The organism is Bacteroidota bacterium (genome assembly GCA_016718825.1).
GTDB lineage: Bacteria > Bacteroidota > Bacteroidia > J057 > JADKCL01 > JADKCL01.
This window is the reverse complement of record JADKCL010000012.1, coordinates 74,142-100,401: the sequence shown is the minus strand read 5'-3', so window position 1 is coordinate 100,401 and position 26,260 is coordinate 74,142. Positions and strand designations below refer to the sequence as shown.

Genomic DNA, 26,260 nt, shown 5'->3' with positions numbered 1-26,260 from the left:
TTCCAGAGAACCTTGAAATGGCCGAAAGCACGGCCAATCGGGGCGATCAATCGCCGTCTGCGTCGGTATAGGTGATCAAAATGCTGAGCGCGGAAGCCATGTCGGTCTTGAGCAAGATGACCAGCTTTTGGATCTCGTTGTAGGCGGCTTCGACGGGTACGCGGTTGGTAACCACAGCCTCGGACAGTGAACCGGGAATTGCCGCCACGGCAGCCTTGGCAGTTTGAAACTGATTGTGAATCGCATCACCCAAGTTTTCGCCATTATAAAGCGCCTCGACCGCATTCAATGCCTCGCGTAGTCCGTAGCCTTCTGCAGAGCCGTCTTTTTGGCCTTCGAAAAGCAGTTCCAGACCTTGTAATTCGGCAATTGCCAGCTCAATTGAAATTTCACTGTAAAGCGCCTCCACCTTTTCAGGCAATGGAGAATCAAAAGTCTGCTTCCCCAGCGGAATTCCGATGCTCGCCGTTTTGATGATCTCCAAGTCGCGGTTGAGTTCATTGACCAACATGCTCGTGCTACTGCCCACGTCGGTCCCCAAACTTGCCTTGAAAGTCGCCAAGTACCCTGAATTCCAAGCTTGACGCACATTCGAAACTTGCGCCTGAATGTCGCTGACCACCGCCTCGAGGTACTCCGTGAGCCTGGACGAATCTGACGGGCTTTGATACCTGTTCAATATTGCAGCATCGCCCGAACCCAAACCGTGGAGCAAAAAGTCAAGTGCTTGAAATCCACGTGCATCTAGATTGACCGCTTGGTTCAGGTCGTAGGCCCCGCTGGTAAAATTGTTGTGAATTTGCAGGGTATCGCAGGGAAATGTATTCAAAACGCTTCGCAGGGAAGCTGTCGCCGCTGGCCCAAATTCGAATGCCGAACAGGCTTTCCATGCCAGCCAAGCCTTCGCAAATCGGCTTTGGAGGCTGTCTAGCGAAACCTGATCCTTCGCCACCCGAAAATCTGCGCTTCCATTTCGAAGCAGGTCGACTTTGTCCTGCAATTGATCGTACGCCGGCACGATGACGCGTTCGCCGAGGTTGGCAGTCAATGCAGTACGGTCATATTCTGTCGGATCGGTCTTGTCTTTGCAGGATGCCGCAAGCAGCATCATACCCATCAAGATCGGAACAAATTGCAGCCGCATCCGGCCTTTATTCGCAGTTTTTACTTCCATCAGAGTGCATTCATGATACTTTCCAAACCGTAAGGAGCGGCAAGCGCTGCACGCGCATTGTCAATCGCGGGCAAAGTTACGGCGTAGAGGTTTGTCCCAAGCATATCAATGATGCTTTGAATTTGTGCGTCCGTGATTTTTTTCACTGGACTGTACTTCAGCGCGCGGGTATAACCGATGGCTTCGGAGATTTCGTGGTTGCGCAGGGCATCGTCGCCGAGATGGGACTTGGCCTCGTTGAGTTCGTGGATGGCAGTTGCGGCGATCACCTTTTCCCAATTGTCGCGAATAATGGCGATTTGGGCCGTTTTGGTCGTATGATCATCGTGGTTGATGGCGGCGCGACCTGTAATAAAGGCTGTCATGATCGCCTCATTCGAACTGATCTGTGCATCGCGTTGCGTACTTGCCCTGGCCCAGAAGCGGGCGTTGGTGTTGGTTGGAAAGTCGATTGGCGCACCAAAATACCCAAATGCTTCGTCCCAATGATGTTGCAAAGCCGTGCCTTCGCCATCCGTCACCGTGGTATTGTCCACCGTGCTGCCAGTTTTGGATTCCGTGAGATAAACACCGACGGCTTGGTAGTAGAATACCGCACCCATGATGCCTTTTTCGATCAATTCCGCATGTTCAAATCCGTTGGAATCCAGCAGAAAGTGCTCAGTACCGTCCAAACTTGTTGCGATTCCTGCGACTCCTGAAGCAGCGGGCTGTGTGGAAGTAGAACTGTTAGCCACTGCATCCATCCAAGTTTCGATCAAGGTCTGATCTGCCAAAAAGCATTTGTCTTTGAGTTGTTTGGTAGCCACAAACGTAAACGGATTGTTCTGATTTTCAAACATATCGCGGAGACGCTGCGCATCGAGTACCGTGCCGGGCGTAGTTGCCGTAGCGATATAGTCCGAGATTTCATCCAGCATGTCCAACCGCGAGGTTTGGCCACTGAAGCTCACGTTGTCAAAGTTGTAGGTTTCGGGGATGTCATATTTGATTTTGTCTTCGCGGCAGCTGCTGAAGAAGGCGGCTGCCATCATGGCGCCGACGGAGAGTATTCTAAGGCTGGAGTGGAACTGTGTTTTCATTTTATGCTTTTCTTATTTAGAATGAATCTAAACTGGGGCAAAGCTAGAGGCTGAAAACTGGCTGGGCAATACCCAAATCGGTGATTTTTCGCAGTGAATTGCTACCTAAAATTAGGTAGTCGTTTTGCTGGATATGCCCGAATTCACCGCATAGAGGATCATTTCTGAAACCGAGTGGACCCCGAGCTTCTTCATGATGTTTTTGCGATGGGTATAAACGGTATGCGTGCTCAGAAAAAGTTGGTCGGCAAGCTCCTTGGTGCTGACCCCTTTTGCGATCAACTGAATGATCTCGATTTCGCGAGGACTGAGGTTGCTTGGGCTGCAATCGTCAGAGTCGGATGGTTTTTCAAGGATGATTTCCAGCACCTTGTGGCAAAAGAATTTTTCGTCCTTGGCGATGGCAATCACAGCATTGACGATTTCCTCGGGACTGCAATGTTTGGTGAGAATGCATTGCACGTCCATCGCGAGCGCCGCGCGGATGCGTGCATGATCCTGATCGTCTGTTACCAACATCAGCTTTATCGCCGGATGGTTCTTCGCTAGGACCGCAAGCCGATCCAATGCAAAATCGGAACTGCTCTGATGGTCCACAATCAAGATTTGCGGATTCTGGCTGGCCAAAACGACCTGAAGTTCTTCGCCATCCGTCGCTTCCCCGACCACTCTTATCTGCGGATGTCCCGCAAAAAGGTGCCCCAAGCCAGTTCTGGTAAGGAACTGGGCATCTGCCAATACGATGCGAATGGATGCTTTTCCCATGCTTATTTAGAACGCGTCTAAATAAGGAAGGAAAGGTGAGAAAGCAAAATGGATTTTTTTGGCAATCTGCAAATGCGCTCCATGCCCCCCCAAGAGGGAGGAACCCCCCAAAAAGGGGGGGGCGCGCCCCCAAAAACAAAAAAAAAAGGAGGCAGCCGCGGGGAAACAAACCCACCCCACCCCCCCCCCCCACCCAACCCCCCCCCAAAAACCCCAAAAAAAAAAAAAAAGGAGGAACCCCCCCCCAAGAAAAAAAGGGGAGGGACCCCCCAGGGGGGCCCCCGCCAAGGGAAAAAAGGGGGAAGGGAAAACCACCCCCACAAAACCCCCCGGACCCCCCCCCCCCCCCCCCCACCCCCACAAGACCCCCACCCCACCCCCCCCCCCCCAAACCCACCCAAACCCCCCCCCCAAAAACCCAACCCCCCCCCCCCCCAAAACCCCCAACCCCCCACCACCCCCACCCCCAAACCCCCAAAACCAACCCAACCGAGGGAAAAAAAAACAAGGGGGGGGGGGGGGGGGGGGGGGGGGGGGGGGGGGGGGGGGGGGGGGGGGGGGGGGGGGGGGGGGGGGGGGGGGGGGGGGGGGGGGGGGGGAGGGGGGGGGGGGGGAAAAGGGGGGGGGGGGGGGGGGGGGGGGGGGGGGGCGGGGCGGGGGAAGGGCCACCAAAGAGGGAGGGGGGGGGCGGGAAAACCCCCCCGGGGAGGCCCCCGGGGGAAGGCCCCCCCCAGCCCAAAAAAAAAGGGGAAGGGGGGGGGGAGGGGGGGGGGGGGAGGGGGGGGGGGGGGGGGGGAGAGGGGGGGGCCCCAGAGGGGGGGGGGGGGGGGGGGCGGCCGCCCCCCCCCCCCCGCCCGGGGGGGGGGAACCCCCCGGGGGGGGGGGGGGGGGGGGGGGGGGGGGGGGGAGGGGGCAAAGGGGGGGGGGGGGAAAGAAACGCGGGCCCCCCAGGGGGAAAAAGGGGGAAAAGGGGGGGGGGGGGGGGGGGGGGGGGGGGGGCCCCCGCCCCCCCCCCCGACGCGGGGGGGAAAAGGGGGGGGGAAAAAAAAAAGGGGGGGGGGGGGGGGGGGGGGGGGGGGGGGGGAGGGAAGGGGGGGGGGGGGGGGGGAGAACCCCGCCCCGGCGCCCACCAGAAAAAAGGGGGGGGGGGGGGGGGGGGGGGGGGGGGGGGGGGGGGGGGGGGGGCCCCCCGCCCCCCCCCCAAAAAAAAAAAGAAGGGGGGGGGGGGGGCCGGCCCCCCCCCCGCCCCCCGCGGGGGGGGGGGGGGGGGGGGGGGGGGGGGGGCCCCCCCCCCAAAGGGGGGGGGGGGGGGGGGGGAGGGAAAGAGCCAACCCCCCCCGAAAAAAAAAAAAACAAAACAAAAAAAAAAGCCCCCCCCCCCCCGAGACCCCCGGGGGGGGAAGGAGGGGAAAAAAGGGGGGGGGGTTTCAAATTTCCATTCCGCGTGCAAGAAAATCATCCCATCCGCCCCGCCGATTCTTCCTATTTTTACGTAGATCACTTTTGTATTCACCCTGCGACGATGGCGGCCAATAGCTTCAAAATTTTCATTCTCTCCCTGATTCTGGGCCTGACGTTCATGTCGGGCTGCGGCGAAGAGGCACCTCCCAAGGCCGAAGTGCCACTTTTGGGTTCGGAAGTCGCGGACCGCGCTTGGGCGGATTCCGTTTTGGCGAAGTTGAGCCTCGCCGAAAAAGCTGCGCAGTTGGTCTTGGTGGAGGGAAATGTCATGTCGGATTCTGTCTTGTTGGCACAGTTTTCCGATTCGCTCGGGCGAAACGGCTTCGGCGGTGTTATCATCGCACTTGGACAACGTGACACCCTCCGCGAACAGGTCCATGCCTGGAAGGAAGGCAGCGTTTTACCCCTCTGGGTGGCTTTGGATGCGGGGTCGGCTTGGTCGGATTCGCAAAATTGGCCGAGTCTGCTGACCTTGGGCACCGTTGCATCGGATTCGCTGGCGCAGCTCTGGGGCAAGGCTTTGGCAGCGGAAACGCAGTATTTGGGTGGCAATCTTTGTCTTATCAGCGGCGGGAAAGTCGGCGAATCTGGTGCTTGGGTGCGCGACGCGCTCGGGGTCGTGCCCAAGAATGTCACGCGTTTGAGCCAAGCACTCGCCACAGGCCTCCGCGAGGGCGGCGTCCAAGCTTGTTTCAGACCTCTCATGGATGTCGAAGATCAGAAATCCGACAGCATAAGCCGCCCCGTCGGCATTCAAGATGACCTCCTGAAACTCAACGCAGGCAAGGGTTATCCGCTGCAGCGCCTGCTCCTCAGCGACAAAAACCTCTGGTTCCAAGCGAGCAACGCCGTCTACACGGCCATCGACAATGTGTCCATCGGGCAATCCAAGCGGGCTTTGGGCTATTTTTTGAGAGAAAAACTGCATTTCGAAGGGATCGTTTTGTCGCAAAGGGGAGGCGATGCCGCAAGTTTGGTGGCCGGTGCCGATCTCGTTGTGGCTCCCCAAAATCCAATGCGTGTGGTGAATGACATCGTCGCCTTGGTCGAAGGCGGCCAGCAATCCCAGGATTGGCTGGATGAAAAGGTGCGCAAAGTCCTGAAAGCCAAGGCAGCCCGCGGATTGCACAAACATACGACCGAACCGCAATTCGCAATCGATCCAGCGCGTCGGCTTTTGCAGCTTGATCGCGCTATGGCCAAAAGCACCTTGGTGGTGTTGCGCGACACCAAGGGAAGGTTGCCATTCGGAGCGAATATTACCCAAGCCAAAGTCGCGACGCTCGCGATCGGGGCTCCCAGCAAGTCCGAACTGCAAGTCGCGATGGATGCCTACGCTGCAGTGGACCATTATTTGATGGGGGCGAAAGCAGATTCCTTGGCCTTCGAAAGGCAAATTTCCCTGCTCAAAAAGTACGAATACGTTGTCGTGAGCCTGCACCATGCCTTGGTCACTGAGCGGCCCGATGGGCGATTTTCGCCGCAATTGACGGCATTTCTGAAAAAACTGGATCGCAGCACAAAACTGGTGGTAGTCGATTTTGCCGGCCAAGCAAGCCTTCAGGATTTGGACGGGCTCAGCTGTCTGGCATTCGTCTCCGAAGACCGTGACCGCACTGCCCACCTTGCCGGACAAGCCCTTTTCGGCGCATTTCCCGTCACGACACTTTTGCCCGATGACATTTCGGCCGCCTTTCCAGCAGGTTCGGGCATCGTGCTTTCCAAAAAATTACGCTTTGAATATACCGAACCCGAAGACCTCGGCATTGATCCGCGGGCTATGCTCCGCATAGATTCGTTTATTGACAACGCCGTCAAAATGCAGGTGTTTCCCGGGTGTCAGGTATTCGCCGCCAAGGACGGAAAGGTGTTTTTGCACAAAGGCTACGGCTATCACGACTACGAAAGGAGCCAACGTGTGCGCACGGAGGACCTGTATGACATTGCCTCGGTAAGCAAAATCGCTGCGACGACGCTCATGGCCATGGCTGCATTCGATGCGGATACCTTGAAACTCGATCAGCCGCTCAAATACTTTATCCCCGAATTGGATTCGGCATTTGTCACCATAAAAGACATCACGCCGCAACAATTGCTCACGCATAGCTCGGGCTTGCCGGCGGGCATCATCCTGAACAAGTACTTCAAGATGATCCATGCAGTCGATTCGATTCGCAACCGGATTTACAGTGCCAAGCCCGACAGTTTGCATTCCCTCCGGATCGCCGAAGACCTTTATTTGGCACAAGCCTATCAAGACACTGTTTGGGACAAAGTGCGGCGGATGCGCCTCAATCCGCCGGAATATGAGTACTCCGACCTGAGCATGTACTTGATGAAGGCCGTTTTGGAACGCATTATGGGTTCAAGGCTTGACCGTTATGTCGACAGTGCGTTTTACCATCCGATGGGTTTGCGGCGAATCGGGTACCATCCTTTGGATCGGTTTGAGAAGGAGGAGATTGTGCCGACGGAGCAGGATCGCCATTGGCGCAAGCAGGTTTTGCGTGGGGATGTGCATGATCCGACGGTTGCCTTTTTGGGCGGAATCGGCGGTCCGGCAGGAATTTTCAGCAATGGTGCCGACCTGGCGACGTTGATGCAAATGATCGTGAATGGCGGTCAGTACGGCGGCAAGCAATACTTTGATCCCGAGACGGTGAAGCTTTTTACCAGCCGACAAACGGGAAGTCGCCGCGGTTTGGGATTTGATATGCAATTGCCGGTGCCCAATTGCGAAAAGGGTTATTGCTGTGTCAGTGCTTCCCCGGGTACCTTTGGTCACTTCGGATATACAGGAACCTGTGCCTGGGCTGATCCGCAAAATCAGGTGGTCTATGTTTTTCTCAGCAACCGTGTTTATCCCGACGACGCCAACAAAAAGATTAACGCCTACCGCATCCGGCAGGGGGTGCAGCAATTGATTTACGATGCTTTGGGATTGGGGCTGACGCCTACTTCAGGCTTCATGGCCGAAGAGGAGGATTGTTATATGGAGGGTGCGTAGTCGGCTCGCCGACTCCCTCCTCACTCACACTCGAACTCACACTGAATATCCCCTCGAACTCCCGCTGAAACTTTTCAGTCCTCGTCCTCGTCACTGCCTTCGGTGCCGCTACCGCTTCCACCTTGGCCTTCTTCCGCGCTGCCGGCAGCGTCAAAAATCAGCTCTTGAAACTTCTTTCCTACATAAAACTTGACTTCGTAGGCCAAGGCCTTGTCGGGCCGTTCCACAGACTCCACGCCCACAATTTCTCCGCCTGGAAAAGATTTCTGAAAGCCAGCGACAAAGTTGGTCGATAGCGAACCGTTGTCGATTTCCCTTTCTGTCTCGAGCCACTGACCTGAAGATGAGTAGGCTACAGCGATTTCTTTTCCGTTTTCGACATATTCCGCCTCAAATTGATTGCCCTCTTGGTACCATTTGAAGGATGTCGATATGGCAAAGCGTTTCGCAAGGTCGGCCTTGGCGGCTTCCGGGACTTTGGCGGTGCCTGCGGTTTGAGCAAAGCAGCTCAGCGCAACACAGAAAAGAAGAAGGAAAGAAAGCGTCGTCTTCATGTTGATCGATTTAAAGGAATGAAGTTAGGCATACTTTGGGCGAATTCCAATCAGGAGAAAACAGTGGGACCTGATCCGTTGGCGACCCTGGATAGGGGATTGCCAAACGAATGATGCGTTACTGTACGACCTGATCCCAAGTCATTTCTGCCAGTTTGCTCGCGGGTTGATCGGCCTTCAAGCGGTCGGTAATCGCTTTCCACTCCTTGGGTAGCTGGATTTTCGCCGATTCCTCCTCTGTCTCTTGGTAGCCCCAAAGGGTCAAGGCAACGCCAAATACAATCAAACTTTTCTTGAGTTTGGGTTTTGGTACATCATCAATGGCCTGTTTGGCTGCCGCTTTAAAGGATTCACTCGGCTTCCCTTCGGGGAAAACATACCAAAGCCGATTTTCACCCTCGGCATTCAACCCGACGACCACGGTGCCTGCGCCGGGTGCCTCAGGTTGCAATTTGCCGATTTGCCGACTCAAGCTCAATCCGACTTGGCGGATGTATTCCAGGTATTCTTCCAGCGAAAGGATTTCATTCGTCTCTGCTTCAGGTTGATAGCGCAAGTTTCGCTTGACGGTACTTCCGAGAACCTCGGCCGCGGGCTTTTGGTTGAGAATCCCGGATTCCTTGCCCGGTTTGGTGCCCGAAGTACGCTCGTCAGCGGATTTTGCAGCGTCGGTTTTGTCCTTGCAGCCCGTCAGAAAGACAAGGGTGAGGCCAATGCAAAAGATCAGAATGGATGTGAATCTCATTGGAAAACGAATTGGTTTGCGAAGTTAAGCAGAGATAGTATGGGAGGGAAGTTGCGTGCCGTGTAAATCAAATTTTCGGTGTTTGGATGACATAGGCTTGCTATTCGCTTGGAAATGCCTATTTTTCGAATGGATATGATCATTGTTGTCTCAAATCAAGAAATATAAAATGAAAAAGTTCATCTATGCATTGGCGTTGCTCACAGCGGTAACACTTACAGGTTGCGGCGGCGACAGCCCCGAAGCCGTTTCCAAAAAATGGTGTGGCATGACTGCCGAAATTGACAAAGCAGAGGGCGAAGCCCGCGAAAAATTGGTCACCGAACGCAAGGAATTTGAAGAGTCGGTCGAAGCCAAACACAAGGATGACGATGCCTTCATGGACAAGGTCAAGGAACTCACCCGCGAGTGCGACAAATAAGTCGCTTGATCTGGAAATAGGATAAAGAAGGCAGGGTTTTCCCTGCCTTCTTCATTGGGCCACTGTTGGTTAGTGGCAATTTTTCAGGACGCCTAGGCAAAAGTGACCGTAGAAATCACTACTTTTGTGACCTTGATCAGCATTTCAATTGGATCGGGGAAAGGGACCGGCGGGATTCCTGCCATATCGGTAATATTTTATGAGGCATCGCTACCTATTTCTGATTTGGATCGGCTGTTTGGCTGCTTGCCTGCCGCTCAGTGGGCTGCAAGCCCAATGCACTAACCAAGTGATGCATACTACGGGTTCGGCGATTGTGGCAGGCGTCAATGTCACGGTGACCACTTCGGGCAATACCTGTGCATGGACGACCTATTGCCCTACCGTGACGCAACCGTTTTTTATCGGTTATGCCCCAGGCCCCGGCAGCGGCCCCGGTCAATTTACCTTCAATTTCAGTCCATCCATCAGCGGCATCCGGTTAAATTTTAGTGGGGCGAGCAATTCCCCGCCGAGCGTCGAGGAGATTCGCCTTCAAATCAACGGTGCGCATTATGCCATGTCTGCACCCGGAGTCGCCAATGGTTGTGACCCAATGGCATCGTTGACTGGCGCAGGGGACCTTGTGGGTTGTCCTGGATGCGGTGTCTCGGGTTGGTCCAATACCAGCATCTCAGGGTTTCCAATTTCATCGCTCACGGTAGAGGACTTTGTGGTTGGCGGCACACCCAATGGTTCGCTGTTTTCCCTTTTTATCTGCAATGCCTTTCTCCCCACTGAATGGCTTCACTTTGATGCAAAGGTCAATTCCACCGAGGGGGTCGATTTGTTGTGGACGACTGCAACCGAGATCAACAATGACTTCTTCACGGTCGAGCGCTCTGCTGACGGAGTCCAATGGGAAGAAATTGCCGAAGTTGACGCCGTAGGCAACAGCGAAGTGGCCTCTGAATACCGCCTCTCCGACGAAAAGCCCCTTGCCGATCGGTCGAGCTACCGCATCCGACAGACAAGTCTTGACGGCAGCAGCAGCTACAGCGAGGTAAAAGAAGTCAATTTCGATGCGGTGCCGGAGATTCTGATCTATCCCAACCCTGCCAAGGAAGTTTTGCATGTCGAATGGCAGAATTTCAAAGGCAATCCCACCGCCGATCTCCAGCTCCAATTGCGGAATCCATTGGGACAAACCGTCAATGTTGCGTATTCCACCGTATCCGGGGGCCTTCTGCTTCAAACATCCGATTTGTCCTCAGGCGTCTATATTTTAGAAATTCGCAATACGCAAGGTGTTTTTATTAAGCGCTTTACAGTGGAATAGGCCGCTTCGGCAAACTTTTTTTAAAAATTTCTTGCCCAAAAGTTTGGATTTTTCGGCGGCAACCGCTTAAATTTGTCTTCTCTTTGAAAAAAGGGATGTTCTTTCAAAATTCCTCTTTAGCTCAGTTGGTTAGAGCGGCTGACTGTTAATCAGTAGGTCCTAGGTTCAAGTCCTAGAAGAGGAGCTTGAGAATATGAGGCCATCGTGAAAGCGATGGCCTCTTCATTTTTGTTGAGGATAAAACGATTGAAATCAGCAAAATGAGCTCTTGAAAATTGGGCCTAGAAATTTTCCCCGAGATTTGGTTTGCGGCCAGAAGTAATGTGAAAGCATGGCCTCTTCATTTTTGTACTATTTGGAGTACTCCTCTCCGCCCGGGGGCCGCGGGGCCCGGCCCCTCGGCCCCGCGTTGGGTCCCCGGTCGGCCTTTGTGGGGCCGCCTTTGCCCCCGGCGCCCCCCGCCGGGGAGGTTTTTTCTCCCCCCGCCCCGTGCAGGGAGGAAGGCGGGGGCCGCCCAGGGGCGGTGGGCGCCCCCCCCCCCCGGGCGCGCGCCAGAAATTGGGGGGGGGGGGCGGGGGGGGCCCCCCGGTTTTGCCCCGGCGCCCGCCCCCCCGCGGGATTGCCGGGGGGGGGGGGGCGGGCGGGGCGGGGGGCCCTGCGGCCTTTGGGCCCTCTCCTGCGTTTTGGCCCTCGCCCGGGGGGGGCCCCTTGCCCCGGTTTTTGGGGGGGGGCCGCCCTCCCCCCCTTTTCCCCCCCCCCCTCCCTTCCTTTCGGGGGGGCGGCCCGGGGGTGCTTTGGGGCGCGCCGGCCGGGGTGGGGGTCCTCCCAAGGTTTGGAGCTTTGCCCCCGAGTTGGTTGGCGCGGCTTATCCCGATTCATCGGGATAGGTCCTAGGTTCAAGTCCTAGAAGAGGAGCTTGAGAAGGTAGCCCTCGCAAGTGATAAACTTGTGCGGGCTTTCTCTTTTTGCCTAGTTTTGTTCGTCGAATTAGAGGCCTCATCATTGGAAGGAAACATGAAATTCAAAGCCATTTGCACTGACATCGATGGAACGCTGCTCAATGCGGAGCGCGAATTGTCGCCTGAGACGCTCGATGTCTTGCGGCGCGCCAAGGACCGCGTGCCTGTGATCCTCGCGAGCTCGCGCATGCCCGCCGCGATGCGCCACCTGCAAGCCGAATTGGGCATCCTCGATTGTCCCCTCGTTTGTTACAATGGCGGTTACGTGATTCATTATCCGGAAGGAGCCTCGGATCCGGTGGTGCTGCATTCGACGCCGATTCCGTTGGAGGTCTGCATCGCGATCCACAAATTGTCTGCCGGGACAGAGGTTCACGTGAGCCTTTACCATGCCGACGAATGGTACGTGCCCGCACAAGATCAATGGGCAGCACGCGAAGCCAACAATACGAAGGTGCAGCCAACCCTCGCCAATTTTGACGATGTTTTTGCCGACTGGGCAGCGCGTGGCATTGGCGCCCACAAGGTCATGTGCATGGGCCCTGCCGAGGAAATTGAGGCGATCGAGCAGTTTCTGGCTGCGAATTATGGGGACGAATTGAACCTTTACCGCTCCAAGCCGACCTACCTTGAGATTGCCCACAGTAGCATTTCCAAACGCACCGCACTGCAATTGCTGCTGGATCAAGTATATCCGATTCAATGGGAAGACTTGGTGGCATTCGGAGACAATTACAACGACATGGAAATGCTCGAGGCGGTTGGATTGGGCGTCGCCGTCGGCAATGCCAAGGACGAAGTCAAGCAAATTTCCAATTATATCGCCGCAGCGGGCAAGGAAGATGGTGTTGCGCACACCGTCCGGCGTTTGATGGAGGGAGACGATCCAGCGAATTGGGCGGAATAAGTGCATTGAAGAAAAGGGGTTCATCTCTTTTCAGAAATGAACCCCCTTGCATGTTTGAAAGCGGCTGTTGAAGATCAGCGCACGATCAATTTTTCCATCAGTCGGGCACCATCGCATTCGCAGAAGAGAAAGTAGACTCCCGTCGCATATTCGTGACCTTCAATGGTCCCTGCTTCATTTTGCTGAGGTTCCGCGATCATCTTCCCGTGAACATCATAAATCTTGACCAGCGGATTTTGACCAGCATTCGTAATCGAAAAATGAAGTTGCTGTTGACCAGCATTCACCGGGTTGGGCCAAATGGACATGGAAGGAGCGGCATTTCCAGCAAAGGATACCGTTCGAATTTCAGAACTGTGAGATCCCCCATCACCCGATTCTTGTACAATCCGGTAATAGAATTCGGCATTGCCAGGCATTACGTCGGCAAAATGATAGGATTGGCTACCGGGATGGTTTTGTGCTGCGATCGTGCCAACAGGTTCAAATTGTCTTCCATCCATGCTGCGTTCGACCTGGAAATTTGCGCCAGGCATCACGTTTTCAGCTGTCCAGTCCAACAATGCGTCTTCGCCATCGGCGATGGCCTCAAATGAGTGGAATTCCACGGGAAGCGGGTCAATCGGAATGAAAAAGTAGGCATAGTCGAGGAATCCGAGTCCGCTGCAGTTTCCATCCATCACTGTTCCTACGATCGGGTCAGGTGCTCCGGTCCAGTAGAAGTTGCGGTTGTCGGGGCCATCTTGCGTCCAAACAAGGATGCCATCGACGGAAACAGTGGCAATTCCTGTTGCTGCGACGTAAATGAAAGTGTACTCGTGAAAGAAGCCGTCTTCGACCAGCGTAAATGCAGTGTTGTAAGGTCCATAGTCTACGAATCCGCCAGTTCCGTCACTTGTACGGTAGGAAATCCATAGATTATTTCCAGACTGGTAGAATGTGGTGCCGCCCCGCAGGAAGAAATCGGAACGGGATTCCAGCTTTCGGAACCGAAATGTCATCCCCATTTCTGGTTGATCGAAGATCGCAGCAGTGTTGGGGATACTCAGGTCGATTCCTTTTAGCGCGCCGCAATTGGCATCGATGAATACGGCGGCACCATCGTCTGTGGCGTCGGCATCAATCGCCGTCGCGTTGGGGCCGATGGTGGCAGTAGTGTACGGAATGGCATTGAAATCGAAGCGGCTAAAGATCACTTGTGCAGGCAGCACGGTGCCAGTGAAAAGTGCCAAAACGATCAGGGTAGCGGAGAATGGGATTAAACTTTTCATAGCCAATTTCCTTTCCTTAGTTAATGAACGTGAATCAAACTCTCATTAAGTTAGGAAGTGAAAACGTGTCTAAAAATCCAATCAACCTCGCTTTTTGGACATCTGAAAATTGGATCATCGCACGTTTAATCGAGTTTCGGAAATTTCATTTTTCGATGCATCTATTCAGTGGAAGCGGTATTTTGCATGTGTTTCGCAAGAATGGCCGCCGTTTCCTTTGTGAATTCTTGCATCCGGGCACCACTTTTCTTGTAAGATACTGACAAGGTTTCATGAAGGTGACAAATCAGTCGTCGATGTTTTTTGATTGCCTTCCAAGAGCAGTCGTTTCTGTCCCGCTTTAATTCCACGTTACAATTCTTCGTTGCTTCAAACCGAGAATAAATCCGATATTTGCCCCCGTTTTCATCAGTCAAAAACACAAAATCGCATGAGTCTTTTGGTAGTTGGTTCGGTCGCCTTTGATGCCATCGAAACCCCATTCGGAAAAACCGACAAAATCATCGGTGGTGCAGCCACATACATCGCCTTGGCATCGAGCTATTTTACCAAGCCTGTCAATCTCGTTTCCGTCGTTGGCGGTGACTTTGGTGCGGAAAATATTGCCATGTTGCAGCGTCACGGCGTCGATACACAGGGTTTGCAGGTCAAGGAAGATCAGAAGTCATTCTTCTGGTCGGGCCGTTACCACAACGACATGAACAGCCGCGATACGCTGGATACGCAGCTCAACGTGTTGGGTGACTTTGATCCGATCATTCCGGAAGCTTATCAGGATTGCAGCTACTTGATGTTGGGCAACCTGATGCCCGACGTGCAACGTCTCGTACTTGAGCGCTTGCGCCGCCGCCCAAAGCTTGTCGTCATGGACACCATGAATTTCTGGATGGAAATCGCCATGGACAGCCTGCTGAAAACGATTTCGATGGTCGACGTCTTGACCATCAATGAAGAAGAGGCGCGTTTGCTCACTGGCGAATATTCCCTGCTCAAGGCTGCCCGCGCAGTGTTGAAAATGGGCCCCAAATACTTGGTAATCAAGAAGGGCGAACATGGCGCCTTGTTGTTTCACGGTGCCGAAGACCAGATTTTCTACGCGCCGGCCATGCCGCTCGAAGAAGTTTTTGATCCCACCGGCGCAGGGGATTCCTTTGCCGGTGGCTTGATCGGCTACGTCGCAAGCACCGACAATCTCAGCTTTACCAACCTCCGCAACGGCGTGATCGTGGGTTCGGCCCTCGCTTCGTTCACTGTGGAGAAATTTGGTCCCGAGCGCCTGATCGACTTGAGCCGCAACGACGTGGCTGAGCGCATCAAAGGCTTCCGCAGGCTCACACAATTTGATCTCGAGCTTTCACTGAACGGTTAATTCCGGACTGCACTCGCATTTGCCGAGCGCGGATGCCTGAAATTGCCTTCGAATCGCCACTTTTCTTCGCGGAAAGTGGCGATTTGCTTTTTGGCAATCCGTCAGGTGCGGGGAAGGTCAAAACAGCTCGGAAAGTGCGCGTCGAATTGTTCGGCACCCAGCGAAGTCGCGGCAGCACGTTTGCCAATCTCGGCGAGATGGAAAACATGGGATCCGACATCCATCTTCATCATGTCGGCCACGGTTTTTACCTTCGGAAATTTTTGATGGTCCTGCGCTGTCAGTTTGGCATTCAGCGCGATGTCTTCATTGCTAAGCGTTGCGTTGTAGCGCAGGTAATGCAGACGTGGTGTGCCTGCGAGCTGATCCCCATCCAAATTACGCACCTCGCTGTCAATCTTCCGGGCGGTAGGGGATTGGCTGAGGCTTTGCATGAGCATTTCGTTGTATTCGCTGGCGTCTCGTATGAACATGTCCGGCACGGTGCTGCCCCAGAAAATCGCATTTTTTTTGCCCAATTGCCGCACTTCTTCGGCTGTAAACTTCACATTGCTTGTTCCCGTTCCCACAGAGACCACCATGAGTTTGTCTTCACCGGTCGGCCATTCGAAGCGATACCCTTTCAGCGTCGCCATGAGATACAGCAGCATCGAGGGATTGTTGTACATGCTCACCCCTCCATCGACAAATGCACCTTCCTTTCCACTTGGGTCAAATCCGAAAATAGTCGGCGGGAAAAAAGTAGGGGCGGCACTGCTTGCACGGACCACACGCCAAAGTGGCAAGTCCTTGTTGTCTGCATAGTAACGACCTTTTGGATTGTTGTGCATGGGCCAAACGCTGAAGGTGTCTACCCGCTTCGTCACGATACACAATCCGGTTGTGAGACGGGAGTCCCCGAGGGTGAATTCGCGGCCGGTCGTTTGGTCGGCGTAGAATTTTTGCAGGATCGATTCGATCACGGCGGGCTTGTTCCGATAGAAAAGGTTTTGCCGCAGCAGCCGCAGAACTTGCCAGAATTTTGCGGGATGTTCGAAGATCTGATCACCCATTTTTTCATATTCGGTCAGAATGTCTCGGGTATTCATGCCGATGGCCAGCGAAGCCGCGATGATCGAGCCCGTACTTGTGCCACCAATCAGGTCAAAATAGTCCCGCAGGAGCAAATTGGGGTTGTTGTGCCGTTTGCGAAGATGGCTTTCGAGTTGAACGAGGAATCCGAGGGTAATGGCTCCGCGAATGCCGCCGCCATCGAGGGCTAATATGCGCTTGGGACCCGGCGAGGATATCCGCTTTTGAACGGGGTGATCGATCATTTCCGACATGTTGGTAGCGTTGATTTGGATACAAGATGCAGAACAGCAGGCTATTCACCAAATCGGGGCAGCAACATGCCTACGGATGTCTACGTTTGAGGACCCCGACTTCGGGGGATACCCAGAGCTCTTCCCATTCGCCACTGCCCAACATCTCCTGGTAAAGCTGCCTGCAACGGTCTTCCGGGATCGGATACGTGTCCAAAATCAGCTGGATCACAGCATATTCTGCATCCTTGACTGTAGGGAAAAAATAGATTTTGTCACGCGGAGAAATGTGCGGAACCAACCTGTCAGAAGCGGTGACCGGCACATCGGGTGGCACAAACGTGAGCGCATATTCAAGGTTACAGATATCATATTCCCAGCGTTCCCAGTGGCGTGAATCAAAAACATTGAGGTTTTCAGGCCTGCTCGACCAAACATAGCGTGTCGATAGGGAAACGATACTCGAGGTCGCTGTGAGAATCAGCATAAAGACGGCGACGCTGCGCCGCAGCTGCGGGATCCGGATGTCTTTCACCCATTCGTAGAGTGCAATACAGAGAATCGGGACGAACTCGATGCTGTAATGCGCATTGATTCCCCAGCGAATGTCAGCATCGTTGAACATCTTGGTGACAATGATGGGGATGAGCATGAGCAAGTAGGCGGGGCGGCGGAGCAAGCCGATTCCTCCTGACAAAGCGACCATTTTCCAGAGTTCCACTTTGAGGAGTTTGGTTTCCGGTAGTTCTGGACGATGCGCAATGTACAATAACCGTATCGCCTTGAGCGGGTCCTTGAAGCAATTCACGATCACCTCTGCATTCGATTCGCCCATCACATGAAAGTCAAAATGCTGATACACCTTGTCAGGGCGCAAGAAGAGCGGGATCACATATTTGAGGGAGACGGCCGTCCATGCCAGACAAAATGTAGCTCCGCCGAGCGCCCACATCACCTGTCTGCGGTTGCGAAGCTCAAGCAACGCGAGGCCCAGGAAGATGAAAATCCCCCAGAATGCCACCTTCTCCCCACATGCAACGAGCAAAAGCAAGGAAATCACAAGTCGAAGGCGGTCGCGTTTGTGGAAATAAAGCAACAACCAAGGCACGACCATAGCGCCAAGCACGACTGCATGGAAATCAAAACTCAATGCAGAGCTATTTCCCCAAATGGCCAAAAATTGAGCCATCGCAATCACCGGTAACCATTTGTCTTCGGAACGGAACTGGAAATAGCGGAAGGCACCGATGGCTCCGATCAAGATCGCCGCCCATTGCACGATGAGCAGGGTATAAGCGCCGAAAATATGAATCAGGGGGCCGATCAGCATCAAAATCGGCTCGAAATGGTCGCCCCAGGTATGCCAATAAATCGAATTCTCGAGTACATGTTCGCCGAGACGCAAGTGTCCGAATTCATAAACCGTATGGGTATAGTATCCGAGGTCGAATGCAAACGTGCGAAACTGCCAATGATTCACGAAGGTGATGCAGCCGTGGTACACCCCAAAGAGGAGCAATACCAGCAAGGGTATCCAGATTTGGGCAAGCGCGGTCGCGAAGGATCTTTTGGCTATCATTCCGCGGCAAGGTACTATTTTTTCGTTTTCGCCTTTACCGAACCCCAAGCTTCGCGGCCTCGTAATCAGGTGCTTGGAGTTCCAATGCTTGTGCTGGAGAACGTCGGTCACGTCCAAATACATTCCAGTAAGCTCTGGAGGTCATGGAGTCATAATGGATCACACCTCGGCTGTATTGGAAAGTTTGGAAGACATTCAATGCGACGAATAAACCCAAAAAGCTCAAGGCAACGATTTTGGATGCTTTTGAGTGAGAAATCGATTGTATTTGCGTGAGCGCTCCCGCAAAACCCAATGCCAACATCGGGTAGAAATCAATGAACACCCGTTGCCCGAAGCTGCCACCATACCACCAGCACCACCAGCAGGAAATGACGTAGGTGCCCAAAGCAAAAACCACGGGCAAGACAATGCTGAAATCCCGCGCATATTTGCGCAGCAGAGCCAATCCCACGACGGCCAATGCCATCAGGGGTGTATAAACCAGCCAGCCGTTGCGGTAGCTGAACCAAACCTTGAGCACCTTCGGGGCATCCCAGAAAAACGATTCGTCGCCATAACTGTAGTAAATCCAATGGTTGGTCATCAGGTGCCAATACAGCAACTGCGGAGCGAGGATCAAGGCTTGTAGCAACGGGAACAGCAATAATTTCGGGAAATGCCGGAGCCAAAAGGACAGCCGCGCACGCAATTGGGCCAACGAAGTTAATCCGTATCCCATCGGGACGATCCAAAGGAGAATGTGATTGGGCCGCACGAGCGTGATGAGACTGCAAATCAATCCAAGCGCCAAGGCGCGTCCCCAATTTGGAGCAGCGTAAAACCGGATCGTGAGCCAAAGCATCCCGCTCACCAACGCAAAAAGATAGACGTGCGGCATCGCCGCCTGCCCATGGGAATAGTAGTAGAGATTCGTCCCGAATGCCAGCACCAGCAATGTCAGTGCTGTGATTTCCTCCGAATAATAAGTCCGCAAGACCTTCCGCAGCCATACCATCCCCAACACGAGGTAAAAGAGCGCACTCAGTTGCAGCCAAAATTTATACGGCGCCGAATAGCCATCCGCCGGGTAGCCCAAAAGCATTGCACTTCCATGACCCGCCAGGAAAAATGGCGCATACAGCCAACTGAGGCCCATGGTGTATTTCTGCACCGGCCCGAAGCCCTCTTTCCAAATGATTCCCCAGACTTTGTCGGCGTAAAAGTCATTGCCATGCGCATAATTCATCGTGATGTCGCCCTGCACCACGACCGCTGGCAAATAGCTGTAGTAGGAGATCACATCCGCATCGACCACCTTGCTCCTGTGCCAGCGCCCGAGAATGAAAAACAAAGCCAAGGAAACCACGGCGATGGTCCAAATTGCCTTGCTGCTGATGCTGACGTGCGCGAATTGCATTCTGTGGGCGAAGATAAAACAATCGTTGCGTAAACTGTCAGGCAAGTTTGCGACTGCTTAGTTGGAATTTAGTGCAAAAGGAAGAGGACTTTTTGTCGGGAATTGGGGTGGTTACCTATTTGGAAGGTGACCTCTGAAAGTTGTTTATATTTACAATCTTAGCGATTCAGTTCTAGGTCATAAAAACAAAATTTGCGTGAAAAGACTGCTCGATTTACTTCTTTTGCTTTGCTTCATCACGATGATTGCCTCCTGTACGCGGAAGGAAGTCGAAGTTTGTTTTTCAAGTATGCGCGTCAGCGCCGAGGTGCCGTCGCGCAAGGTTCAGTTTGTGGATTGTTCCTTGAATGCCGTTTCTTACGAATGGGATTTCGGCGATGGAACGAGTTCCACCGATCCCAATCCCATGCATTCCTACGCTTCGTACGGGAACTATGAAGTCACGCTTACCGTGCGCGACAAAAAGGAGCGTTCTGCGTCCATGAGTCAGGATGTCGCGCTCACTCCGCCTATCAACCTGATCTACAACGGGCGCTATTCAGCGATAAAAACTTGTGATTCGGCGGGGACCGATACGGTTTTTATTGATTTAAAGCCTATTGAAACCACGCCAGACAAATTTTCAGCCAACAATCTCTGGTTCAATTGTTTCAAGGTAGTGGCAACCGTTTTTTTAGAAGGTACAAGGTTTCGCATTCCAGACCAGTTTATTTCTGTCGGTAGAGTTGCAAAGCAAATTTATGGCACCTCCAATGCAGACGGTTCGGAGATTCACCTCAGCTATACCATCCATCAAGATTTCCCTACTTACGCGATTGAAGACTGCGCTTTTTTACTGACCAGATAGAGATGTCTCCAATTTGATCACTTCAGACTTTATCAAGTTTGATCCTCTTATGACGATGTGTCTTGGGTCGCACTATCCTCCGCCACGATGTACAAGGGCCGTTGCCGCACATTCGCGCCGATTCTTGCCAGATATTCTCCAATGATGCCGATGCCGATCAGTTGAATTCCTCCGATAAACAGGAAGGAAATCATCTGCGAAGCCCAGCCCGTTTGGTAACTCGTCGAGAAAAAATAGCTCAACACCGCGTAGATGATCAACAAAAATGCGATTCCCGAAACCGCAAATCCGGCCAAGGTGATAAACCGAAGCGGCACTTCTGAAAATGCAGTGATGCCATCGATCGCAAATCGGATCATCTTGGCATACGTATAACTCGTCTTGCCGCTCAGGCGCTCGTCGCGGTCGTATTCCACAAACGTTTGCCGAAAGCCCGCCCAAGAAATTTGCCCACGCAGAAACTTGTTTTGCTCCGGCATCTGCTTGAGTACGTCGACGACTTTGCGGTCGATGATCCGAAAATCCCCGGTGTCCAGCGGAATTTCGATTTTTGTGAGCCTGCGCAGGATGCGGTAAAACATGCGGGCGGTCCATTTTTTCAGAAAACCTTCGCCCTTGCGCTGCCGCCTGCGCGCGTACACGACCTCAAAGCCATCCTTGTGGCGTTGGTAAAGCTCAGCGATGAGCTCAGGCGGATCCTGCAAGTCGGCATCGATGATCACCACCGCATTGCCCTGACAATGATCGAGCCCGGCGGTAACTGCAATTTGATGTCCGAAGTTGCGGCTTAGATCAAGGTAGCGCACATGCGGGTCCTTGGCAGCGAGTTCGCGGAGAATGACCATGGAGCGGTCTTGGCTACCGTCGTTGACGAGCACGATTTCGTAGGTCGCGTCCATGCCTTGCAAGACAGCACTGAGCCGCTGATGCAGCATCTGCAAATTGCCTTCCTCGTTATGGACGGGCACCACTACCGAAATGTCGGGTTTCAAGGCCATCGACGGCAAGTTAGGATTTTTTCCAGCGCGGTGGATGCTTGGCACTATTGCAACGAATCCAATGGGGGTGTTGCGACCTGTAGGGGCATGTAACGATTGTTTTTCCAGACGGGGATGCCGTTTTCAAACTTGTAGACATCCGTTCCTTTTTTGCGCACGAGCACGTTGTCAAAGGTGATCTCGGGCGGGCGGCGTTTCCAGGTGGTCACATTCATCCGAATGTTATTCACCGCAGGATCAGTCAACACAAATTCCCGTTCGCAAAGTGCCCATTCGCCATCGAGCCGTTGAATATTATTGTGCAAACTGAGGTAATCCCAAGTTTGGGCCTCACTGCCTTTCAGCTCTTCGAATCCCATCTGGGTCAGCGGCAAACGGTCGGCGCGCATTTTGAGCCACAGACTTACGAGAATGGTGTCTTTGGGGCTGAAATTCAGCGGGCCTTCGTGGAAAATATTGTTGTCTTTCAACTGAACCGTGTTTCCCTTGTTGCTGCGATAACCGGCTCCCTTGCCTTTGGCTTCATAATCGATCCAAAACATGCCGTTGTCGGGGCGACTAAGTCGAAGGCCGTTGGGCGCCTCCCAAAGGCTGTCGGGGACCATTGTTTTCTCGCCGAGGAGTCTTTCTTGCAGTGCCCGCAGGTCGAGTGTATAAAATTGGATCGTGTCTTGTGCATAGACCAACTCCCCTCTGGGTTGCATGTAGGGACCGTCAAATTCCTTGGAATTGCCGAAGCGCATCGCAAGTATCGGGCGGGGATCCTTGAGTTTGTCAAGGATTTCCAGCGGTGCATTGGCCTCCGTCACCAATTGTAGCAGGCTCCAGGTTTGGTTGAGCGAGGTGCGGCTCATCATCACATTGAGCATGGGCAAACCCGTGCGGATCGATGCTTCAAAGGCGTATTTGCTCGCATTGGGTAGGTTTGCGCGGAAGTTTTCTGAACCGTCGTGGTAATAAGGCAGCGCAACAATAGCAGCGTACTTTTCAGGTTGAATGGTCGCCATCCAAGGACTGACCTTCATGCCGGGGATCATCCCAGGTTCGCCTTCCATGTAGGTCATGAGCTTCACGACCCAGATTCTCAAACGCACCCCTTCGTTGAGTGCGCCGCCCTCAAATAAAGTCCAACCTGCCAATACGACGCCGATTGCCAGACCAATGGCGCCCATTTGCCGTTTGCGCAGCCACAAAATGAGCTGCCAAACCAAGTAAAAACTGAAGGTCACCCAGGTATAGTAGAACGCCCAAGTGAAGCGACCCAAGCTGCGGAATTGTTTGATCGGAGGGAAGAGCTCCGTCATTCGTTCGGGTTTGATGGCAAAGGGAAATCCGCAGGCAAAGATGCCGACCGCCAATCCGGCCAGGACTGATGCCGCAATCAGCTTCCGCGTGGGATCTGAAATGCCTTCGCCGGGAACCAACTGAAAGGATTGGAAACGCCGCTGGATAATACTACGAATGAGATTCGCCCCGGTCCTGATCCAGAAAACAAAAAACATCAAACCAGACAATAGACCGATGTAAGAAAGTCCTTCCCAGCTTGGGTGGACCCTTTTCAATACAAATTCGGGAATGAAACCCTTTAGCAATGGCAAGGCCACCGGCATGAAGATGGTACTCCAAGTGGCGACATATTCGTTGATGCCGTAGGGATTTGCCGGACGGTCGGTCACGGGATCGGTCATTTTCAAGCTCAACGTGAACAGCGCTACGGGGACGATCACTTGCAATCCGAAGTGGAGCAGCTTGAAAGGCAATTTGCTGCTACGCCAAGAAACAAGGCTGAAGCTCGCCCAAAACGCCGTCAGAAACACCGCCGAAATCATGACAAAGTACGGATGCATCCATCCGATCAAAAAAACGGGCGCGGCCACTGCAAAAGACCGCCCAACGCCGGGCTTTTCAAAGAACCGGAGTGAAAGATGCCAAATCAAAGGCACCACAAACGTGTAAGCCAAGGCGTAGTGCCCATTCATTTTGACCAACTGCGGTGAAAGCAGCGTCACTGCCGCAGCCGAAATTGCAGCCCAATAATCATTCACCTGCCAACGCTGCAGGATCCGGAACAGCAGCCATCCGGTCAAGAAGATGCTCAAAATCAATGCATAATTCACAATCGCTACGGTCCAATCACCCAGCCCGAACAATTTGATCGCATTGCTCAGGAGCGGTTGGGCATCGGCAAAGACCACATGGTCCCCGTAGGGATAGTTCATCCCCTGAAAATGGGTATAAGTGCTGTCGTATTTGGCGTGGTACCAAGGCGTGTAATAGTTTTTCAGGCCGTCAAAACCGCCGCCCATGAAGGTTTGATTGGGTTCGAGCAAAGGTTGACGGTAAAAAAAGCCGACCATTACCAGCAAGATTCCCAGCAGCAGCAGCAGCGGCAATTGATTCTTTGAGGTCTTCACGGATGTAATTTAGGAAGAATATTCGCGGAATGGCATCCCAAATCCAATCCCCTCCGCCAACGAAAAAGCGGTCGTAAATGAACCCACTTACGACCGCTGAAAGGAATGGACAAGCAATATGCTCAACGCATGATCTTGTTTTCCTCGATGAATTTCGTCGAGTAAATTCCAGAGCGGAAGATCTCATTTTGCATGAGTTTCCGGTGGAAAGGAATTGTGGTTTTGATGCCTTCGACGATAAATTCGTCAAGGGCACGCTCCATTTTGGCGATCACTTCCGCGCGTGTGCGCGCCGTCACGATGAGTTTTCCAATCATCGAGTCGTAATAGGGCGGGATCACGTAGCCTGCGTACACGTGTGTGTCCACGCGCACACCATGCCCACCCGGCTTGTGGAAGCCCGTGATTTTGCCCGGAGAAGGACGGAAATCGTTGTCGGGATCTTCGGCATTGATGCGCACCTCCATCGAATGCACATCCTTGGGGAAATAATGGTGTCCGGAAACCTCGATGCCCGCAGCAACCTTGATTTGCTCCTTGATCAAGTCATAGCCAAATACTTCCTCTGTGACGGGGTGCTCTACCTGAATACGGGTGTTCATTTCCATGAAATAGAACTTGCCCGTCTTGTCCACGATGAATTCGACGGTGCCGGCACTGTCGTAGTTGACGGATTGGGCGGCCTTGACGGCTGCGTCACCCATTTTGGCGCGGAGCTTGTCGTCCATGAAAGGCGCTGGGCTCGGGCATTCTTCGACGAGTTTTTGGTGACGGCGTTGGATGGTACAGTCGCGCTCGCTCAAGTGGGAGACGTTGCCATACTGATCGCCGACGACCTGGATTTCGATGTGCCTTGGCTGCTCGATGAATTTCTCCATGTACATTCCATCGTTGCCAAAGGAAGCAGCCGCTTCGCGGCGGGCATCTTCCCAGAGCGGACCGAGTTGAGACTCTTCCCAGATGATGCGCATACCCTTGCCACCGCCACCTGCGGTGGCTTTGATCAGCACAGGATAGCCGATTTTAGCGGCAATCTTGATGGCCTGTGGCAAGTCTTTGAGCAAACCTTCCGAACCGGGAACAACCGGGACGCCCGCCTTTTTCATGGTCGCCTTGGCGCTGGACTTGTCGCCCATGTTGCGAATGGCATCTGGACGCGGTCCGATGAATTTGATCCCGTATTCTGTGCAGACCTCGGCAAATTCGACGTTTTCAGACAAAAAGCCGTAGCCGGGGTGAATTGCATCCACGCCGGTAATCTCTGCCGCAGCAATAATGTTGGGGATGTTGAGGTAGCTTTCCTTGCTTGACGGTGGTCCGATACAAACGGCCTCATCCGAAAAGCGTACATGCAGGCTATCGCGATCGGCAGTCGAATAGACTCCGACTGTCTTGATGCCCATCTCTTTGCAAGTGCGTTGAATGCGCAGCGCAATTTCGCCACGATTCGCAATTAGGATCTTTTTAAACAAGGCCGTGGAGAATTAGTGGATCTCAATCAAGAAAAGGGGTTGGTCATATTCGACAGGCTGAGCATTCTCGACCAGGATTTTGACAATCGTACCGTTGATGTCGCTTTCAATTTCGTTGAAAAGCTTCATGGCTTCGATGATCCCAAGGACTTTGCCCGAGGTGATGCTGTCTCCAACCTTCACAAACGGCTCTTTGTCAGGGCCATTGGAGCGGTAGAATGTGCCGATGAAAGGGGCACGGAATTCACGGAGATTCTTGCCGCTGTCAGTAGCCGGCTTGCTTTCTGCTACCGGTGCAGGTGCATCGGTAGTTGCAGGTGCTGACTGCTGAACCAATTGCGGCATCTGCTGTTGTACAAATTGCTGCGTTTGCGGCATTTGTGCATAAACAATACCCTCTGGCTTGCGCTGAATGCGAAGACGGAAATCTTTTTGCTCGATCTCCACGTCTGTGAGGGTACTTCTATTGATGAATTTCAGGAGTTCCTGAATGTCTTTGATATCCATATCTCGTGACCAATTGCTGGTTGTATAACTACTCTTTGGCGCGTTCCATATAGGTGCCATCCTCGGTGCTGATCTTGATGCGGTCGCCAATGTTTACAAACAAGGGTACGCGCACCTCGGCTCCGCCTTCCATCGTGGCGGGTTTCAGGGTATTGGTAGCAGTATCTCCTTTGATGCCGGGCTCCGTATAGGTCACCGTCAACACCACGGTTGCAGGCGGCTCGACAGCCAGGATGTCGTCTTCCTTGTCGGTATTGAAAAGGATTTCGACGTAGTCATTTTCCTTGATAAACTGCGGATTGGGGACTTTTGCCTGATCGACATAGATTTGCTCATAGCTCTCATTGTCCATCATCACGAAGTAGTTGCCTTCGCGGTAGAGGTATTGATAGTTGCGGCGTTCGACTCTGACGATGTCGATTTTTGCGCCGGAAGGGAAAGTGTTTTCCAAAACGCGGCCTGTCGTCAGGCTCTTCAACTTTGTTCTCACAAATGCCGAACCCTTGCCCGGCTTCACATGCAGGAACTCGACGATAGTATAGATATCGTTATTGAAATCGATCGTCAGTCCTTTTTTAATCTCTGAGGTACTACCCATATATCACTTTTAAATTAGCGAGGGGCAAATTAAGAAAAATTCAGATAGCGGAGTGCAAAACCGATACGTGATTTCGACGGGAACTAACAACTTTCGTGCGCATAGGCCA

The 26,260-nt window shown here is 53.4% G+C and carries 21 protein-coding genes, 1 tRNA gene and 1 pseudogene; 7 read left to right on the top strand and 16 right to left on the bottom strand.

All coding sequences use genetic code 11. The annotated features are described in order from the left end of the window. Nucleotides 1-46: 46 nt before the first annotated feature. The 3 genes from IPN95_15415 to IPN95_15405 all read right to left on the bottom strand — a co-directional run bounded on the left by IPN95_15415 (nucleotide 47) and on the right by IPN95_15405 (nucleotide 3,021). A complete protein-coding gene (locus tag IPN95_15415; GenBank protein MBK9450761.1) occupies nucleotides 47-1,174 on the bottom strand; it encodes an imelysin family protein in 1,128 nt (375 codons plus the stop codon). Beyond that, nucleotides 1,174-2,256 carry a DUF4856 domain-containing protein gene (locus IPN95_15410; protein MBK9450760.1) on the bottom strand — a complete coding sequence of 361 codons (1,083 nt, stop codon included), beginning with the start codon at nucleotides 2,254-2,256 and terminating at the stop codon, nucleotides 1,174-1,176. The genes IPN95_15415 and IPN95_15410 overlap by 1 nt, the downstream gene beginning before the upstream one ends. Nucleotides 2,257-2,367: 111 nt before the next feature. Continuing rightward, on the bottom strand, nucleotides 2,368-3,021 hold the full coding sequence (locus IPN95_15405) for a response regulator transcription factor (GenBank protein MBK9450759.1): 654 nt from the start codon (nucleotides 3,019-3,021) through the stop codon (nucleotides 2,368-2,370). 1,522 nt (nucleotides 3,022-4,543) lie between these two features. Here IPN95_15405 and IPN95_15400 point away from each other — a divergent pair. After that, nucleotides 4,544-5,587: pseudogene (locus IPN95_15400) on the top strand (hypothetical protein). A gap of 624 nt (nucleotides 5,588-6,211) precedes the next feature. On the opposite strand, the gene IPN95_15395 reads toward IPN95_15400, so the two are convergent. The 4 genes from IPN95_15395 to IPN95_15380 form a co-directional block, all read right to left on the bottom strand. After that, on the bottom strand, nucleotides 6,212-6,640 hold the full coding sequence (locus IPN95_15395; GenBank protein MBK9450758.1) for a hypothetical protein: 429 nt from the start codon (nucleotides 6,638-6,640) through the stop codon (nucleotides 6,212-6,214). A 207-nt stretch (nucleotides 6,641-6,847) separates the two neighbouring features. Beyond that, the gene (locus tag IPN95_15390) at nucleotides 6,848-7,402 is read right to left on the bottom strand and encodes a hypothetical protein (protein MBK9450757.1); all 555 of its coding nucleotides are present in this window, start codon (nucleotides 7,400-7,402) and stop codon (nucleotides 6,848-6,850) included. Nucleotides 7,403-7,563: 161 nt separating this feature from the next. Continuing rightward, nucleotides 7,564-8,043: a hypothetical protein gene (locus IPN95_15385; protein ID MBK9450756.1), complete on the bottom strand. Its 480-nt coding sequence runs from the start codon at nucleotides 8,041-8,043 to the stop codon at nucleotides 7,564-7,566. Between the two features lie 118 nt (nucleotides 8,044-8,161). Next, on the bottom strand, nucleotides 8,162-8,788 hold the full coding sequence (locus tag IPN95_15380) for a hypothetical protein (GenBank protein ID MBK9450755.1): 627 nt from the start codon (nucleotides 8,786-8,788) through the stop codon (nucleotides 8,162-8,164). A gap of 169 nt (nucleotides 8,789-8,957) precedes the next feature. On the opposite strand from IPN95_15380, the gene IPN95_15375 reads away from it, so the two are divergent. The 4 genes from IPN95_15375 to IPN95_15360 all read left to right on the top strand — a co-directional run bounded on the left by IPN95_15375 (nucleotide 8,958) and on the right by IPN95_15360 (nucleotide 12,393). Beyond that, nucleotides 8,958-9,209, top strand: a complete 252-nt coding sequence (locus tag IPN95_15375; protein MBK9450754.1) for a hypothetical protein — start codon at nucleotides 8,958-8,960, stop codon at nucleotides 9,207-9,209. 199 nt (nucleotides 9,210-9,408) lie between these two features. Further along, nucleotides 9,409-10,527, top strand: coding sequence for a T9SS type A sorting domain-containing protein (locus IPN95_15370; GenBank protein MBK9450753.1), 1,119 nt, complete (start codon nucleotides 9,409-9,411; stop codon nucleotides 10,525-10,527). Nucleotides 10,528-10,637: 110 nt separating this feature from the next. Beyond that, a tRNA-Asn gene (locus IPN95_15365) sits at nucleotides 10,638-10,711 on the top strand. Between the two features lie 830 nt (nucleotides 10,712-11,541). Further along, nucleotides 11,542-12,393, top strand: coding sequence for an HAD family phosphatase (locus IPN95_15360; GenBank protein MBK9450752.1), 852 nt, complete (start codon nucleotides 11,542-11,544; stop codon nucleotides 12,391-12,393). Nucleotides 12,394-12,467: 74 nt separating this feature from the next. Here the strand turns inward: IPN95_15360 and IPN95_15355 are convergent, their stop codons facing one another. After that, nucleotides 12,468-13,664 carry a T9SS type A sorting domain-containing protein gene (locus IPN95_15355; protein ID MBK9450751.1) on the bottom strand — a complete coding sequence of 399 codons (1,197 nt, stop codon included), beginning with the start codon at nucleotides 13,662-13,664 and terminating at the stop codon, nucleotides 12,468-12,470. Nucleotides 13,665-14,094: 430 nt separating this feature from the next. Here IPN95_15355 and IPN95_15350 point away from each other — a divergent pair, with 430 nt between their 5' ends. Further along, nucleotides 14,095-15,033 (top strand): sugar kinase, encoded by a 939-nt coding sequence (locus IPN95_15350; protein ID MBK9450750.1) that lies wholly within the window; start codon nucleotides 14,095-14,097, stop codon nucleotides 15,031-15,033. A gap of 101 nt (nucleotides 15,034-15,134) precedes the next feature. Here the strand turns inward: IPN95_15350 and IPN95_15345 are convergent, their stop codons facing one another. The 3 genes from IPN95_15345 to IPN95_15335 form a co-directional block, all read right to left on the bottom strand. After that, the gene (locus IPN95_15345) at nucleotides 15,135-16,358 is read right to left on the bottom strand and encodes a patatin-like phospholipase family protein (protein MBK9450749.1); all 1,224 of its coding nucleotides are present in this window, start codon (nucleotides 16,356-16,358) and stop codon (nucleotides 15,135-15,137) included. 70 nt (nucleotides 16,359-16,428) lie between these two features. After that, nucleotides 16,429-17,916: a DUF2079 domain-containing protein gene (locus IPN95_15340; protein MBK9450748.1), complete on the bottom strand. Its 1,488-nt coding sequence runs from the start codon at nucleotides 17,914-17,916 to the stop codon at nucleotides 16,429-16,431. A 34-nt stretch (nucleotides 17,917-17,950) separates the two neighbouring features. Next, the gene (locus IPN95_15335) at nucleotides 17,951-19,315 is read right to left on the bottom strand and encodes a hypothetical protein (GenBank protein ID MBK9450747.1); all 1,365 of its coding nucleotides are present in this window, start codon (nucleotides 19,313-19,315) and stop codon (nucleotides 17,951-17,953) included. Nucleotides 19,316-19,556: 241 nt separating this feature from the next. Here IPN95_15335 and IPN95_15330 point away from each other — a divergent pair, with 241 nt between their 5' ends. Continuing rightward, nucleotides 19,557-20,162: a PKD domain-containing protein gene (locus IPN95_15330; protein MBK9450746.1), complete on the top strand. Its 606-nt coding sequence runs from the start codon at nucleotides 19,557-19,559 to the stop codon at nucleotides 20,160-20,162. Nucleotides 20,163-20,209: 47 nt separating this feature from the next. Here IPN95_15330 and IPN95_15325 read toward each other — a convergent pair whose 3' ends face one another. The 5 genes from IPN95_15325 to efp all read right to left on the bottom strand — a co-directional run bounded on the left by IPN95_15325 (nucleotide 20,210) and on the right by efp (nucleotide 26,151). Further along, the gene (locus IPN95_15325) at nucleotides 20,210-21,160 is read right to left on the bottom strand and encodes a glycosyltransferase family 2 protein (protein MBK9450745.1); all 951 of its coding nucleotides are present in this window, start codon (nucleotides 21,158-21,160) and stop codon (nucleotides 20,210-20,212) included. A gap of 44 nt (nucleotides 21,161-21,204) precedes the next feature. Further along, nucleotides 21,205-23,574: a hypothetical protein gene (locus IPN95_15320; protein MBK9450744.1), complete on the bottom strand. Its 2,370-nt coding sequence runs from the start codon at nucleotides 23,572-23,574 to the stop codon at nucleotides 21,205-21,207. 122 nt (nucleotides 23,575-23,696) lie between these two features. Further along, nucleotides 23,697-25,046, bottom strand: a complete 1,350-nt coding sequence (gene accC / locus IPN95_15315; protein ID MBK9450743.1) for an acetyl-CoA carboxylase biotin carboxylase subunit — start codon at nucleotides 25,044-25,046, stop codon at nucleotides 23,697-23,699. 12 nt (nucleotides 25,047-25,058) lie between these two features. Next, nucleotides 25,059-25,553: an acetyl-CoA carboxylase biotin carboxyl carrier protein gene (gene accB / locus IPN95_15310; GenBank protein MBK9450742.1), complete on the bottom strand. Its 495-nt coding sequence runs from the start codon at nucleotides 25,551-25,553 to the stop codon at nucleotides 25,059-25,061. A 28-nt stretch (nucleotides 25,554-25,581) separates the two neighbouring features. Then, entirely contained in the window at nucleotides 25,582-26,151 is a 570-nt protein-coding gene (gene efp / locus IPN95_15305; GenBank protein MBK9450741.1) for an elongation factor P, read from the bottom strand. Nucleotides 26,152-26,260: the final 109 nt, after the last annotated feature.